This window comes from Streptomyces sp. BoleA5 (genome assembly GCF_000373665.1).
In the GTDB taxonomy this organism is placed as follows: Bacteria; Actinomycetota; Actinomycetes; order Streptomycetales; family Streptomycetaceae; genus Actinacidiphila.
The window spans coordinates 211,245-225,095 of the sequence record NZ_KB892135.1; the positions used below are offsets into that span (position 1 = coordinate 211,245).

The 13,851-nt window shown below is 72.5% G+C and carries 12 protein-coding genes; 9 read left to right on the plus strand and 3 right to left on the minus strand.

Features of this window, described 5'->3' with window-relative positions:
* The first annotated feature begins 67 nt into the window (after nt 1-67).
* The 3 genes from B085_RS0134675 to B085_RS0134685 all read left to right on the plus strand — a co-directional run bounded on the left by B085_RS0134675 (nt 68) and on the right by B085_RS0134685 (nt 2,837).
* Nucleotides 68-805 carry a DUF4142 domain-containing protein gene (locus B085_RS0134675; RefSeq protein ID WP_018563203.1) on the plus strand — a complete coding sequence of 246 codons (738 nt, stop codon included), beginning with the start codon at nt 68-70 and terminating at the stop codon, nt 803-805.
* A 14-nt stretch (nt 806-819) separates the two neighbouring features.
* A complete protein-coding gene (locus B085_RS0134680; RefSeq protein WP_234018724.1) occupies nt 820-1,992 on the plus strand; it encodes a DUF1996 domain-containing protein in 1,173 nt (390 codons plus the stop codon).
* 95 nt (nt 1,993-2,087) lie between these two features.
* On the plus strand, nt 2,088-2,837 hold the full coding sequence (locus B085_RS0134685) for a TIGR04222 domain-containing membrane protein (RefSeq protein WP_018563205.1): 750 nt from the start codon (nt 2,088-2,090) through the stop codon (nt 2,835-2,837).
* Between the two features lie 20 nt (nt 2,838-2,857).
* On the opposite strand, the gene hemQ is transcribed toward B085_RS0134685, so the two are convergent.
* The gene (gene hemQ, locus B085_RS0134690) at nt 2,858-3,589 is read right to left on the minus strand and encodes a hydrogen peroxide-dependent heme synthase (protein WP_018563206.1); all 732 of its coding nucleotides are present in this window, start codon (nt 3,587-3,589) and stop codon (nt 2,858-2,860) included.
* Between the two features lie 4 nt (nt 3,590-3,593).
* On the minus strand, nt 3,594-5,039 hold the full coding sequence (gene hemG, locus B085_RS0134695; protein WP_018563207.1) for a protoporphyrinogen oxidase: 1,446 nt from the start codon (nt 5,037-5,039) through the stop codon (nt 3,594-3,596).
* 127 nt (nt 5,040-5,166) lie between these two features.
* On the opposite strand from hemG, the gene B085_RS0134705 reads away from it, so the two are divergent.
* A complete protein-coding gene (locus tag B085_RS0134705) occupies nt 5,167-6,198 on the plus strand; it encodes a DUF4349 domain-containing protein (protein ID WP_018563208.1) in 1,032 nt (343 codons plus the stop codon).
* Between the two features lie 46 nt (nt 6,199-6,244).
* Here the strand turns inward: B085_RS0134705 and hemE are convergent, their stop codons facing one another.
* Nucleotides 6,245-7,288, minus strand: coding sequence for a uroporphyrinogen decarboxylase (gene hemE, locus B085_RS0134710; protein ID WP_026251751.1), 1,044 nt, complete (start codon nt 7,286-7,288; stop codon nt 6,245-6,247).
* A gap of 89 nt (nt 7,289-7,377) precedes the next feature.
* Here hemE and B085_RS0134715 point away from each other — a divergent pair, with 89 nt between their 5' ends.
* The 5 genes from B085_RS0134715 to B085_RS0134735 all read left to right on the plus strand — a co-directional run bounded on the left by B085_RS0134715 (nt 7,378) and on the right by B085_RS0134735 (nt 13,833).
* The gene (locus B085_RS0134715; protein WP_018563210.1) at nt 7,378-8,034 is read left to right on the plus strand and encodes a DUF3000 domain-containing protein; all 657 of its coding nucleotides are present in this window, start codon (nt 7,378-7,380) and stop codon (nt 8,032-8,034) included.
* 215 nt (nt 8,035-8,249) lie between these two features.
* Nucleotides 8,250-8,912 (plus strand): response regulator transcription factor, encoded by a 663-nt coding sequence (locus B085_RS0134720; protein WP_018563211.1) that lies wholly within the window; start codon nt 8,250-8,252, stop codon nt 8,910-8,912.
* 79 nt (nt 8,913-8,991) lie between these two features.
* On the plus strand, nt 8,992-10,227 hold the full coding sequence (locus B085_RS0134725; RefSeq protein WP_018563212.1) for an HRDC domain-containing protein: 1,236 nt from the start codon (nt 8,992-8,994) through the stop codon (nt 10,225-10,227).
* A gap of 259 nt (nt 10,228-10,486) precedes the next feature.
* Nucleotides 10,487-11,707 carry a thiolase family protein gene (locus tag B085_RS0134730; protein ID WP_018563213.1) on the plus strand — a complete coding sequence of 407 codons (1,221 nt, stop codon included), beginning with the start codon at nt 10,487-10,489 and terminating at the stop codon, nt 11,705-11,707.
* The gene (locus B085_RS0134735; protein WP_018563214.1) at nt 11,704-13,833 is read left to right on the plus strand and encodes a 3-hydroxyacyl-CoA dehydrogenase NAD-binding domain-containing protein; all 2,130 of its coding nucleotides are present in this window, start codon (nt 11,704-11,706) and stop codon (nt 13,831-13,833) included. The genes B085_RS0134730 and B085_RS0134735 overlap by 4 nt, the downstream gene beginning before the upstream one ends.
* Nucleotides 13,834-13,851: the final 18 nt, after the last annotated feature.

A 13,851-nucleotide genomic window follows, 5' to 3' on the forward strand; every position in this document is an offset into this window, starting at 1 on the left:
CCTGGAATTCGCGAATACGTGACACTTCCTCGCCTTGGACGGTTCAAACGCACTAACGTGCGGTCCCATGCGATCCACCCGTTACGCCACCGGACTCAGCCTCGTGGTCGGGGCTCTCGTGGTCACCCTCGCCGCGCTGGCCTACCCCGTGATGTCGGGGCTGAACAGCCCCGCCGTGACCGCGGCCGGCGCCCAGACCGTGTCCACGCAGTACGGTCCCCTCACCCAGCTGGACCGCACCTTCGTCACCAAGGTCCGACTGGCGGGCCTGTGGGAGTTCCCCGCCGGGCAGATGGCCCTGCAGAAGGGGACGACGCCTGCGGTCAAGCGCGCGGGGCAGCACCTGATCGACGGGCACACGAACCTCGACGCCACGTGCCGCACGATCGCGCCCCAATTGGGCATCACCCTGCCCAACCAGCCCACGGCGCAGCAAATGGGATTCCTGGCCACCTTCTCCTCCGCGACCGGACAGGATTTCGACCAGAAGTTCGCGAATATCCTGAGGCTCGCCCACGGCCAGGTGTTCTCGGTCATCGCCCAGGTGCGCGCCACCACCCGCAATTCACTGGTGCGCGAACTGGCGGACCAGGCGAACGCGACGGTGCTCGACCACATCACCGTTCTGGAGAAGACCGGGATGGTCAACTTCGACCAGGTCGCCGTGGACACGACCGCCAGCCCCACCAACCCGGCCGCGGCGGTGCCGGTCTCGCCTGCCCCCGGTGAGCCGACCTTCATCGTCACGCCGTCCCCGACGTACTCACTTCCCCCAGCGGCTTCATCCCCCCAGCCGTCGCAGTAGAAATGAGCGATCCCATGCCCACACGACAACACATGAACCACCGGCGCAGGTTGAGCACCAAGCAACTCGTGCTGATAGCCGTGCTGGCACTGCTCGGCTCCGGCGGCACCTTCGCCCTGGTCACCGGATCGGCCTCGGCCCACTGGCGGTCCAACTCCGGCCACTCGGGCGGCTGGCAGAGCCCGAGCCCGGGGAACAGCACCAAGGCGGACAACGGGGGCCAGAACAACGGCGGGCAGAACAACGGCGGCCAGAACGGCTCCGCGGCCCCCTCCGCGTCCGCCTCGGCCTCGGCGTCCGCGCCCGCCGGCGGCGGCTCGCAGACCAACGGCCCCTCCCCCGAGGACTTCGCCGACATCCGCTCGGTCAAGCCCAACGTCCAGCGTGCGGCGAACCAGCGGGGCGCCTCGCGCGGCACGTTCACGGCCCGCTGCGGCCGCAACGAGAACAAGCACCACAACCCCGACAACTTCATCGTGGCCCCCGGCGTCGCCAACGGCGCGCACCACGTCCACGACTACGTCGGCAACCTGAGCACCGACGGCTTCTCGACCAACGAGTCCCTGGCCGCGGCCGGCACCACCTGCGCCCGCGGGGACAAGTCGACGTACTTCTGGCCGGTCCTTCGCACCCGCTCCGCGAACGACGCGCCGGACGCCGACGGCAACACCGGCACCATCCTGCAGGCGACCTCGGTGCAGCTGGTCTTCGGCGGCAGCCCGACGTCCAAGGTGACGGCGATGCCGTCCACCCTGCGGGTCATCATGGGTGACGCCAAGTCCTTCACCAACGGCGTCGCCAACGCCAAGGCGTCGTGGAGCTGCACGGGCTTCGAGAACCGCCAGCTCACCGACAAGTACCCGCTGTGCCCGCAGGGCAGCCGCGTGGTCCGCACCCTGAACTTCCCCAGCTGCTGGGACGGGACCAACGCCGACAGCGCCAACCACCGCACCCACATCGTCTTCGCGGACGGCGCGGGACGGTGTCAGGCCGGCTTCAAGGCCGTGCCCCAGCTGAAGATGCGGCTGACCTACAAGGTCCCGCAGGGTCCGAACTTCGCGCTCGACAGCTTCCCCGAGCAGCTGCACAAGCCGGTCACGGACCACGCGGACTTCGCCAACTTCATGCCGACGCGCCTGATGAACCAGGTCGTGAGCTGCATCAACGGAAACCGCAACTGCGGCTGACGCGGTAGCCCGCCCGGCCCCGCCGCCACCGGTCCGCCCGCCCCGATTCGGGACCCCCTGCACGGACCCCCGCGGGGGTCGGCTAGAACTCCCTCATGTGGATGCTCTTCCTCCTCGTGGCCTGGGCCGCGGCGATCGCCTCCTGCACACGCCTGTGCAGGGCGGCGGTCGCCGCGGCCGATCTGCCTGACAGGGCCGTCGCACCGGCCGCCGAGCACACGCTCGGGCTCTACGAGATGGCCTTCCTGTCCGGCGGGCCGCGCCGGGTCACCGAGCTGACGATGGTCACGATGGGGCGCGAACGCCGTCTGCTGCTCGCCGGGACCGGCTGGGCGACGGTCGTGGACCCCGACGGCCGGGACGCCATAGAGCGCTCCCTGATCGCCGCCACCGGTCCCGAGGGTCAGGCCCCCGTCCCCTCGATACGGGCGGCGCACGCCACCTCCGACGGGGTCCGCGCACTGGCGCAGCGGCTCACCGACGCGGGGCTCGCTGTGCCCTCGGCGGCCCGGGAGTCGCTCTCCACCGGCATCCGCGAGGTCCGCGCGGCGCCCGCCCTCATCCTGGTCATGGCGACGGCGGCGACGACCCTCAGCCCCGCCGGCCGGTCCCTGCTGCCGTGGTTCGCGCTCCCCCTGCTGATCACCCTCGGCTGCCTGGCCATCGCGCGCTTCGAGATCGACCCCTGCACCCGCTGGGCCGCGCCCGCGGGCCAGGACCTGCTGCGCGCCGTCGACGTCCCCCGCGGCCCGGCCCCCGACGACGACCGGCACATGCTCACCGCCCTCGCCGTCCGGGGCCCCTCAGCCCTCCCCGATCCCGCACTCCGCGCGGCCCTGAGCTGAGCGCCGCGCGGAGCCGGGCCTCAGGCCAGACCCGCCACCAGGTCCGCCACCGACTTGCGGCGGCCGGTGTAGAACGGCACCTCCTCGCGCACGTGCATACGCGCCTCCGAAGCCCGCAGGTGACGCATCAGGTCCACGATGCGGTGCAGTTCGTCCGACTCGAAGGCCAGGATCCACTCGTAGTCGCCCAGTGAGAACGACGCCACCGTGTTCGCCCGCACGTCCGGGTAGCCGCGCGCCATCTTGCCGTGGTCGGCCAGCATGCGGCGGCGGTCCTCGTCGGGGAGGAGGTACCAGTCGTAGGAGCGGACGAAGGGGTAGACCGAGACGTAGTCGCGGGCGGTCTCGTCGGCGAGGAAGGCGGGGATGTGGCTCTTGTTGAACTCCGCCGGGCGGTGCAGTGCCATGTTCGACCACACGGGCTCCAGCCGGCGGCCCAGCAGGGTGCGGCGGAAGCGGTTGTAGGCGTCCTGCAGGGCGTCCGCGGTCTCGGAGTGCCACCAGATCATGACGTCCGCGTCGGCGCGCAGCCCGGACAGGTCGTAGGTGCCGCGGACCGTGACGTCCTTCTCGGCGAGCTGCGCGAAGAGCTCCTCCACCTCCTCCGCGTAGCGGATGCGGTCGTCGGGAAGGACGTCGCGCAGCCGGAACACCGACCAGAGGGTGTACCGGATGACCTCGTTGAGGTCCTTGGCCTTCTTGCCGGCGTTGGGGGCCTTGGCGGGGGCGGCGGAAGCAGTGGAGTCGGTCATGGGGCTATTGTCCCGCGCCGGGTTCCGCGGCCCGCCGCAGGGTGTCCAGTACCTGCGTGGCCGCGCCGCGCGCGCTCGCGACGCAGGCCGGGATGCCCACGCCCTCGTAGAGGGCGCCGCAGACCTCGAGACCGGGCAGCTTCGCGACGTGCTCGCGCAGCCGCGTGACCCGGGCCAGGTGGCCGACCGGGTACTGCGGCAGGCCGCCGTCCCAGCGGGTGACACGGGCCGCGACGGGCGCCGCGGCGAGTCCGACGGCCTCGCCGAGGTCCTCGCGGGAGAGGCGGACGAGATCGGTGTCGTCCCAGGCGAGGTCGGCCTCCTGGCCGTGCCGCCCGACCGAGGTGCGCAGCACGTAGACGTCGGAGTCGGCGGCGCCGCTCCAGTGCCACTTCTGGCTGGAGAACGTGGACGCCTTGATGGTGCGCCCGTCCACCGGGGGGACGAGGAAGCCGCTGCCGGGCAGGGCGTGGGCGATCTCGCGGCGCCGGAAGGCCATGGTGACCAGGGCGACGCTCGCGTACTCCACCGCCGACAGCTCCGTGGCGGCACCCGGCGACTCGGCGGCCAGCAGCCTGGCCGCGGCCGGGGCGGGCACGGCCAGCACGACCGCGTCCGCGGCGAGCGTCTCGCGGGTGCCGTCGTGGTCGAAGGCGACCTCCCAGCCGTCGGGCGTGCGGCGCAGCGTCCGGACCGGGGCGTCGGTCTCGATGCGGGCCCCGGCGGCGCGGCAGGCCTCGGCGACGGCGACCGGGAGCCGCCCGACGCCGCCGCGGATGCCGGCGAAGACCGGGCCGTCCTTCCGCGCGGCGGCTGCCTTGCGCTGGCTCTCGCGGACGGTCTCGATCAGGGAGCGGCCGGCGCGCGCGCCCTCGTACAGCTGCGGGATCGCGGCGCGCAGCGAGATCTCGTAGGCGTTGCCCGCGTACACCCCGCCGAGCAGCGGATCGACGAGCCGGTCGACGACCTCGTGGCCCAGCCGGGCGGCGACGAAGGCGCCCACCGCCACGTCCTCGCCGACCTTGGTGCGGGGCAGAAGGTGGTCGAGCGGCAGCCGGGCGAGGCCGGCCGCGGACAGCACCCCGGAGGCGGCGAGCGATCCGAGGTCGCCGGGGACGCCCATGACGCCGCCCTTGGGCATGGGGCGCAGCCGGCCGCGCGTCCACAGGCCCGCGTTCGTCGTGGCGGGTGCCTCCAGATCGTCGCCGAGTCCGACCGCGCGGGCCAGGTCGACCGCCTCGGGGCGGCGCGCCAGGATCGACTCGGCGCCCAGGTCGACGGGGACGCCCGCGATCTCGTCCGCGTACAGCTTCCCGCCCAGGCGCCCGGAGGACTCCAGCACGGTCACCCGTACCGCTCCGCCCTCCAGCAGGAAATGCGCCGCGGCGAGTCCGGAGACCCCGCCGCCCACGACCACCACGTGCCCGGCCAGGGGCTGCGTATCGCTCATGCCTCCACTGTCTCAGACGCCGGAACGAGCCCTAACCGTGACCTCTTCGGGATCACGGACCCGAAACCCGCCCCGCGCCCCCCACGTCGAATCGGCAACACATGCAACGGACCCGGGGGGATGCCCTGTGAGCACGTCAACCACCGTCACGCGCAGACCACTTGCCGCCGCCTTCGGCGCGCTGGCGCTGGCCGCCGCCCTCACGCTCACCGGCTGCGGCGCCGGCGGCAGCGAGAGCAGCGCCGACTCGGCAGCGTCCGACGGCAAGGCCGGGGCCGCCGCCCCCGGCCTCGCCGAGCAGCCGGGCGCGCGGGAGCCCGCCGAGGCGGACGCGCCGAACGCCACCGGCAAGGGCTCCGGCAGCGGACAAGGCACCGGGGCGGGAAGGACCCCGACCCTCGCACAGTCGTACATCGTGCGCACGGCGACGCTGACGGTCGAGGCCAGGAACGTCTCCGGAGCCTTGGCCAAGGCTCGCACGCTGGTGGAGGGCTCGGGCGGCTACGTCGGCAACGAGAGCACCAGCCTGGACGAGGACGGTCTCGAGTACTCCACCATCACGCTCCGCGTGCCGCCCGACGGCTACGACCGCGTCCTGAAGGACCTCTCCGAGCTGGGCACGCTGCGCAACCGCAAGGTGGACGCCCAGGACGTCACCGGCCAGGTCGTGGACGTCGAGAGCCGGCTCAAGACGCAGCGGGCGAGCGTGGCCCGGGTGCGGGAGCTGATGGACCGGGCGACCAGGCTCAGCGACATCGTCGCCCTGGAGAGCGAACTCAGCTCCCGCCAGGCCGACCTGGAGGCGCTCGAGGCCCAGCAGGCCTCACTGAAGGCACGGACCGGCATGGCGACGATCACGCTGGAGGTGCAGGAACCGCCGCTCAAGGAGTCGCCGAAGAAGAAGGACGACGGCTTCTGGGCCACCGTGGGCGACGCCCTCGGCAGCGGCTGGCACGCTTTCTACCTGACCCTGCGGGGCATCCTCGTCGTCCTGGCCGTGGTGGCCCCGTTCGCGGTGCTGGCGCTTGCCGGCTACCTGGGCTTGCGGCTGCTGCGTCGTGCGCTGCCCGTCCGGCGCGGGGTCACCGCGCCCCCGGAGCCGCTGCCGGTGCCCGCGCCGGCCGGGGCGGGCGACGGCGAGGCGCAGCCGCGGGAGTAGCCGCGGACGCGGTGACCCCGCGCCGGACGGCGCGGGGTCACCGGTGTCAGCGGGCCGTCTCGGTGTGGACGAAGTCCACGAGGCGGGTCAGGGCGTCGGGGTCCGTGGTGGGCAGGACGCCGTGGCCCAGGTTGAAGATGTGACCGGGGGCGGCTCCGGCCGAGTACAGGACCTCGCGGGTCTTCTTCTCGACCGCCTCGCGCGGGGCGAAGAGCACCGCGGGGTCCAGGTTGCCCTGGAGCGCCTTGCCGGGGCCGACCCTGCTGGCGGCCTCGTCCAGCGGGACCCGCCAGTCGACGCCGACGACGTCCGCGCCGGCCTCGCCCATGAGCCCGAGCAGCTCTCCGGTGCCGACGCCGAAGTGGATGCGGGGCACCCCGTAGTCCGCGACGGACCGGAAGACCTTGACGGAGGCGGGCATGACGTGGCGCCGGTAGTCCTCGGGGGCGAGCGCGCCGACCCAGGAGTCGAAGAGCTGCACCGCGCTGGCACCGGCCTCGATCTGCACCTTCAGGAAGGCCGAGGTGATGTCCGCGAGGCGGTCCAGGAGCTCCGCCCACAGCTCGGGCTCGCCGTACATGAGGGCCTTGGTGCGCTCGTGGTTGCGCGAGGGACCGCCCTCGACGAGGTAGCTCGCCAGGGTGAAGGGCGCGCCCGCGAAGCCGATCAGCGGCGTCTCGCCGAGTTCACCCGTGAGCATGCCGATCGCCTCGGTGACGTACTTGACGTCGTCCGGGTCGAGCGGCCGCAGGCGCTGCAGGTCCTCGCGGCTGCGGATCGGCTGCTCGACGACGGGGCCGACGCCCGGCTTGATGTCGAGGTCGAGCCCGATGGCCTTGAGCGGCACCACGATGTCGCTGAAGTAGATCGCGGCGTCGACCTTGTGGCGCCGCACCGGCTGCAGCGTGATCTCGGTGACGAGGTCGGGCCGCATGCACGACTCGAGCATGGGGATCCCCTCGCGCACCTTGAGGTACTCGGGGAGGGAGCGCCCGGCCTGGCGCATGAACCACACGGGGGTGTGCGGCACGGGCCGGCGCCGGCACGCCAGGATGAAGGGGGAAGCAGCGGTCTGCTGGTGCGCACTCACCCCCGAATCTTCGCATGCGCCAAGTGGGCGACCCGCCCAACCGGGTGTCCTCCCTCACTGCGGGCCCCCTTCGGCCTACGCTTCCGGGCATGGCAGCGGCTCATGGGCACCTCTCGGACGGGAACGACGCCCCCCTCCCGTTCCAGCACGCGGTCGACGCACTGCTGCGCGCCCGGGTACGGCACGAGGTGGAGCTCGATCCGGTACCCCCGCCCAAGCGCCTGGCGCCGCACGCGTACGCCCTGGAGGCGGCGGTCGTCGTCGACGACGACGAGGAACTCGGGGACGGCCGCCTGGTGCTGCTCTACGACCCCGACGGGCAGGAGGGCTGGCACGGCACGTTCCGGCTGGTCACCCTGGTCCGGGCGGAGCTGGAGCCGGAGATCGCTGCGGACCCGCTGCTGCCCGAGGTGAGCTGGTCGTGGCTGACCGGCGCCCTGGAGGGGCGCGGCGCGGCCTTCACCGAGGTGGGCGGTACGGTCTCGCGCAGTTCCTCGCACCACTTCGGCGCCCTGGCCGGGCGCGAGGACTCCACCCGTATCGAGATCCGCGCCTCGTGGACGCCTCTCCCGGTGAGCGGCGGCGTACCGGACATGGCCGCCCACCTGGCGGCCTGGTGCGACCTGCTGTGCACCTGCGCGGGACTGCCGCCCGCGCCCACCGAGCCCTCGTGCCCCCCGCCCGGCGGCGGCGGTCCCTCGGTCGTGCCGCTCCCGAAGCGGCGCGGTCCGCAGCAGACCCGCTGAAGGCCACCGCGCCCGCGCTGACCATTCGCTTTACCGCCGTCAACCAGCTCTGACACCCGGTGACCGCGATCTTCACACCTTCGATCGACCCTGGTCGACAGCGCGTCCGAATTGCCGGAATTGTTACTAAACAAGTCGTGATCATTCTCTAAAGCCGGGCGAAGTTGCTGCCGAAGGAACCTGTGACCCTTCCAGCCAATGTCCCAGGAGGCCCGGTGTCGGTTCTTCTCGAGCACCCCACAAGCCTGGTCGCCTACCGCCCCAACAAGCCGACGGCGATGGTGGTGGTCGCCGATCCCCGCGTACGTTCCACCGTCACGCGCCACTTGTGGGCGCTCGGGGTACGCGACGTGATCGAGGCGTCCTCCATCGCCGAGGCCAGGCCCCGGGTGGGCACCCCCCGAGACATCTGTGTCGCCGACGTACACCTCCCCGACGGTTCCGGGCTGACCCTGCTCGCCGAGACCCGGGCGGCGGGCTGGCCCAACGGCCTGGCCCTGTCCGCCGCCGACGACATCGGCGCCGTTCGCAACGCCCTCGCGGGCGGCGTGAAGGGCTACGTCGTCACCGGCACCCGCACCAACCTCGGCATCCCCGGCCGCCCCGGCGCCGTCCCCCTCGGCCCGGCCGGCCAGCGGCTGCAGCGCCGCCCACCGGGCGCCCCCGGCCACGGCGGCGGCTACCGCGAGCTGTCGGGCCGCGAGGTCGAGGTGCTCCGGCTGGTCGCGGAGGGCCAGTCGAACAAGGCGATCGGGGTCTCGATGGGGCTGTCCGCGCTGACCGTGAAGAGCCATCTGGCCCGGATCGCCCGCAAGCTGGGCACCGGTGACCGCGCGGGCATGGTCGCGGTAGCGCTGCGTACCGGCATCATCCACTGATCGAAGTCATATCCCGGGCGCGCCCGCCGACGGAACGTTCCGTCGGCGGGCCCCTGCTGTACACAGATACTCTTGACTGGTGACCGACGCCCGAGAGACCGCAACAGAAGCACCCCCGGCGCCGGTCCCGCTGCTGGACCCGCGCGAGGGCATCCCGCCGGTGACCGCCAGCCCGGAGGCCTTCGCCGACGTCGTCGCGGCTTTCGCCGCGGGCTCCGGACCTGTCGCCGTCGACGCCGAGCGCGCATCCGGCTACCGCTACGGGCAGCGGGCCTATCTGGTCCAGCTGCGCCGCACCGGGGCAGGGACCGCGCTGATCGACCCCGTCGCATGTCCGGACCTGTCGGCGCTCAGCGCCGCGCTCGACGGCACGGAATGGGTGCTGCACGCCGCCACGCAGGACCTGCCGTGCCTCGACGAGACCGGCATGCGCCCGGACCGGCTGTTCGACACCGAGCTGGCCGGCCGCCTCGCCGGGTTCGCCCGGGTCGGGCTCGGCGCGATGGTGGAGAACGTCCTCGGGTACGCCCTGGAGAAGGGCCACTCCGCCGTCGACTGGTCGACCCGGCCGCTGCCCGAGCCGTGGCTGCGGTACGCCGCGCTCGACGTCGAGCTCCTGGTCGACCTGCGCGACGCGCTGGAGGAGGAGCTGCGTGCCCAGGGCAAGCTGGAATGGGCGCTCCAGGAGTTCGCGGCCATCGCCGCGGCCCCGCCGCCCCCGCCCCGCGTCGACCCCTGGCGCCGCACGTCCGGCATGCACAAGGTGCGCCGGCGCCGCCAGATGGCCGTCGTACGCGAGCTGTGGAACCTGCGGGACCGGATCGCCCGCGAGCGGGACGTCTCCCCCGGCCGCGTCCTGACCGACGCCGCGATCGTCACCGCGTCGCTGGAGGCCACGCCCAACGCGCACGCGCTGGCCGCGCTCCCCGGATTCGGGCACCGCATGGGCCGGCGCCAGCTGGAGCAGTGGCAGGCCGCGATCGACCACGCCCGCAGCATCCCCGAGCGGGAGCTGCCGCAGCCCGGCCCCGCCTACACCGGTCCCCCGCCGCCGCGCGCCTGGGCCGACAAGGACCCGGCCGCCGCGGCCCGGCTCTCCGCGGCGCGTGCGGCGGTGTCGGCACTGGCGGAGCAGCTGAACCTCCCCCAGGAGAACCTCATCACCCCGGACACCGTCCGCCGCCTGTGCTGGGCGCCTCCGCGGGACCGCGGCGCCGAGTCCGTGGCGGGCTTCCTCCAGGACGCGGGGGCGCGCCCCTGGCAGGTCGAGCTCACCACGCCCATCCTCACGGCGTCCCTGTCCGCGACCCCCTGAGCCGCCCCCGCGGTGCGGGGGTGTCCGGGGTCGGTTGCGGTCCGTTGTGGTGCGCGGGTTGTTTGCGCCTGCGGCGGGAGGGCGGGGGAGAAACCCCACGGAAACCACGACGCACCCGCACACGGCAACCCCGGAGGACGACCGAACGTGTGACGCCGCCCACCCGCACTGTGCACATCGGTTACCCACGAGTAGCATGTACGGCGGAGCCGCCGCTTCTGCCCGCGGCAAGCGAACCCGCACCTTGAGGAGAGCCAACGTGCCTCGTACCGCTAGGGACGTCGTCTTCGTCGACGGCGTCCGCACCCCGTTCGGCAAGGCGGGCCCGAAGGGCATTTACCACGAGACCCGTGCCGACGACCTGGTCATCAAGTCCATCCGGGAGCTGCTGCGGCGCAACCCCGCGCTCTCCCCGGAGCGCATCGACGAGGTCGCCATCGCCGCGACCACCCAGATCGGCGACCAGGGCCTGACCCTGGGCCGTACGGCCGCGATCCTGGCAGGGCTGCCCAAGTCGGTGCCCGGTTTCTCCATCGACCGCATGTGCGCGGGCGCGATGACCGCGGTGACCAGCGTCGCCGGCGGCATCGCCTTCGGCGCGTACGACGTGGCGCTCGCGGGCGGCGTGGAGCACATGGGCCGGCACCCGATGGGCGAGGGCGTGGACCCGAACCCGCGCTTCGTGTCGGAGAAGCTGGTGGACGAGTCCGCCCTGTTCATGGGTATGACGGCGGAGAACCTGCACGACCGCTTCCCGCACCTGACCAGGCAGCGCGCCGACGAGTACGCGGTCCGCAGCCAGGAGAAGGCGGCGAAGGCGTACGCGAACGGCAGGATCCAGCAGGACCTGGTGCCGATCTCGGTGCGCCGTACCTCTCCCGACGCCGGCGAGACCGGCTGGGGCCTGGCCACCGCCGACGAGCCGATGCGCCCGGGCACCACGCTGGAGAACCTGGCGGGCCTCAAGACCCCGTTCCGCGCCCACGGCCGGGTGACCGCGGGCAACGCGGCGGGGCTCAACGACGGTGCCACCGCCTCCCTGGTCGCCGCCGAGGACGTCGCACGGGAGCTGGGCCTCCCGGTGAGGATGCGCCTGGTCTCGTACTCCTTCGTGGGCGTCGAGCCCGAGGTGATGGGCATCGGCCCGGTCCCGGCGACCGAGAAGGCGCTCGCCAAGGCGGGCCTGTCCATCTCCGACATCGGCCTCTTCGAGGTCAACGAGGCGTTCGCCGTCCAGGTGCTGGCCTTCCTGGACCACTACGGCATCGCCGACGACGACCCGCGCGTCAACCAGTACGGCGGCGCCATCGCGTTCGGCCACCCGCTCGCTTCCTCCGGCGTCCGTCTGATGACGCAGCTGGCCCGCCAGTTCGAGGAGCAGCCGCACGTCCGCTACGGCCTGACCACGATGTGCGTCGGCTTCGGCATGGGCGGCACCGTGATCTGGGAGAACCCGCACTTCGACGGAGGCAGCAAGTGACCACGACCGCCGAGCTTCTCAAGGGAGCGGCCGAGCTGTTCCCGGACGAGGTCGTGACGCAGGCGCACGTGCGCCACCTCGACCTCCCCCTGGGCGCCGGGCGCTTCGCGCTCATCACCCTGGACAACGGCCTGGACCACACCAAGCCGACCACTTTCGGCCCGCAGTCGCTGGCGAACCTCAGCGCCGCCCTCGACCAGGTCGAGAAGGAGGCCGCGGACGGCGAGATCGTCGGCGTCGGCCTCACCGGCAAGCCGTTCATCTTCGCGGTGGGCGCCGACCTCAAGGGCGTCGAACTGCTGGGGCGCCGTGAGGACGCGCTGGCCATCGGCAAGGGCGGCCACGACGTCTTCCGCCGCCTGCAGTCCCTGGCGGTGCCGACGTTCGCGTACTACAACGGCGCGGCCATGGGCGGCGGCGTCGAGGTCGGCCTGCACTGCGGCTACCGCACCGTCTCCTCGGCCATCCCCGCGTTCTCCCTGCCCGAGGTCTTCCTGGGCCTGGTCCCGGGCTGGGGCGGCTGCGCGCTGCTGCCGAACCTGATCGGCGCCGAGCGCGCGGTGAGCGTCATCATCGAGAACTCGCTCAACCAGAACAAGCAGCTCAAGGGCGGTCAGGTCTACGACCTGGGCATCGCCGACGCGCTGTTCGACGGCGCGGACTTCCTGGAGCAGTCGCTCTCCTGGACCGCCGCCGTCCTCAAGGGCGAGATCCAGATCGTCCGCCCCGAGGTGGACCGCGGCGCGGCGTGGGACGAGGCCGTCGCCAAGGGCCGTGCCTTCGCCGACTCCAAGGTGCACGGTGCCGCCCCGGCCGCCTACCGGGCGCTGGACATCATCGCCGCCGCCAAGGACGGTGACCTGTCCGCGGGTTTCGACGCCGAGGACGAGGCCCTGGCGGACCTGATCATGGGCGGCGAGCTGCGCTCCGGCATCTACGCCTTCAACCTGGTGCAGAAGCGCGGCAAGCGCCCGGCCGGCGCCCCGGACAAGAACCTCGCCCGCCCGGTCACCAAGGTCGGCGTCGTCGGCGCCGGTCTGATGGCCTCCCAGCTGGCGCTGCTCTTCGCGCGCCGCCTGGAGGTGCCGGTGGTCCTCACCGACATCGACCAGGAGCGCGTGGACAAGGGCGTGGGCTACGTCCACGGCGAGATCGACAAGCTGCTGCTCAAGGGCCGCGTCAACCAGGACAAGGCGAACCGCCTCAAGGCCCTTGTCTCCGGCTCCCTCGACAAGGCCGCCGCCTTCGGCGACGCGGACTTCGTCATCGAGGCGGTCTTCGAGGAGATCGGCGTCAAGCAGCAGGTCTTCGCCGAGGTCGAGGCGGTGGTGAAGCCGGAGACGATCCTGGCCACCAACACCTCGTCCCTGTCGGTCTCCGAGATGGCCTCGAAGCTGGAGCACCCGGAGCGGGTCGTCGGCTTCCACTTCTTCAACCCGGTCGCGGTGCTGCCGCTGTTGGAGATCGTGCGCGGCGAGAAGACCGACGACGCGTCCTTGGCCACCGCGTTCGCCGTGGCGAAGAAGCTGAAGAAGACCGCCGTGCTGACCAAGGACGCCTCGGCGTTCGTCGTCAACCGCATCCTCACCCGCTTCATGGGCGAGATCCAGAACGTCATCGACGAGGGCACCCCGGTCGCGACCGCGGAGAAGGCCATCGAGCCGCTCGGTCTGCCGATGTCCCCACTGGTGCTGCTGGAGCTGGTCGGCCCGGCGATCGGTCTGCACGTCTCCGAGACGCTCAACCGCTCCTTCCCGGACCGCTTCACGGTCTCCCCGAACCTGGCGGCGGTCGTCAAGGCGGGCAAGCGCGGCTTCTACGTCTACGACTCCGGGAAGCCGGAGCTGGACCCCGAGGTCGCCGCGCTCCTGGTCCAGGGCGACAGCGTCCTGACGGAGCAGCAGGTGCGCGACCGCGTCCTGGACGCGGTCGCGCAGGAGATCGGCATCATGCTGGAGGAGGGTGTCGTCGCCGAGGCGCAGGACATCGACCTCTGCCTGATCACCGGTGCCGGCTGGCCCTTCCACCTGGGCGGCATCACACCGTACCTGGACCGTGAGGGCGTCTCGGAGCGGGTGCACGGCAAGCCGTTCCTGGCCCCGGGCGTGGCGAGCGTGCCCGCGTAGCGGCACCTCCCGTACCCA

What these genes read in the sequence shown, in the direction of transcription:
- hemQ (WP_018563206.1), bottom strand. Translation starts at nt 3,589, where the DNA reads ATGACCGACTCCACTGCTTCCGCCGCCCCCGCCAAGGCCCCCAACGCC.
- B085_RS0134715 (WP_018563210.1), top strand. Translation starts at nt 7,378, where the DNA reads ATGGCAGCGGCTCATGGGCACCTCTCGGACGGGAACGACGCCCCCCTC.
- B085_RS0134680 (WP_234018724.1), top strand. Translation starts at nt 820, where the DNA reads ATGCCCACACGACAACACATGAACCACCGGCGCAGGTTGAGCACCAAG.
- B085_RS0134685 (WP_018563205.1), top strand. Translation starts at nt 2,088, where the DNA reads ATGTGGATGCTCTTCCTCCTCGTGGCCTGGGCCGCGGCGATCGCCTCC.
- B085_RS0134675 (WP_018563203.1), top strand. Translation starts at nt 68, where the DNA reads ATGCGATCCACCCGTTACGCCACCGGACTCAGCCTCGTGGTCGGGGCT.
- hemG (WP_018563207.1), bottom strand. Translation starts at nt 5,039, where the DNA reads ATGAGCGATACGCAGCCCCTGGCCGGGCACGTGGTGGTCGTGGGCGGC.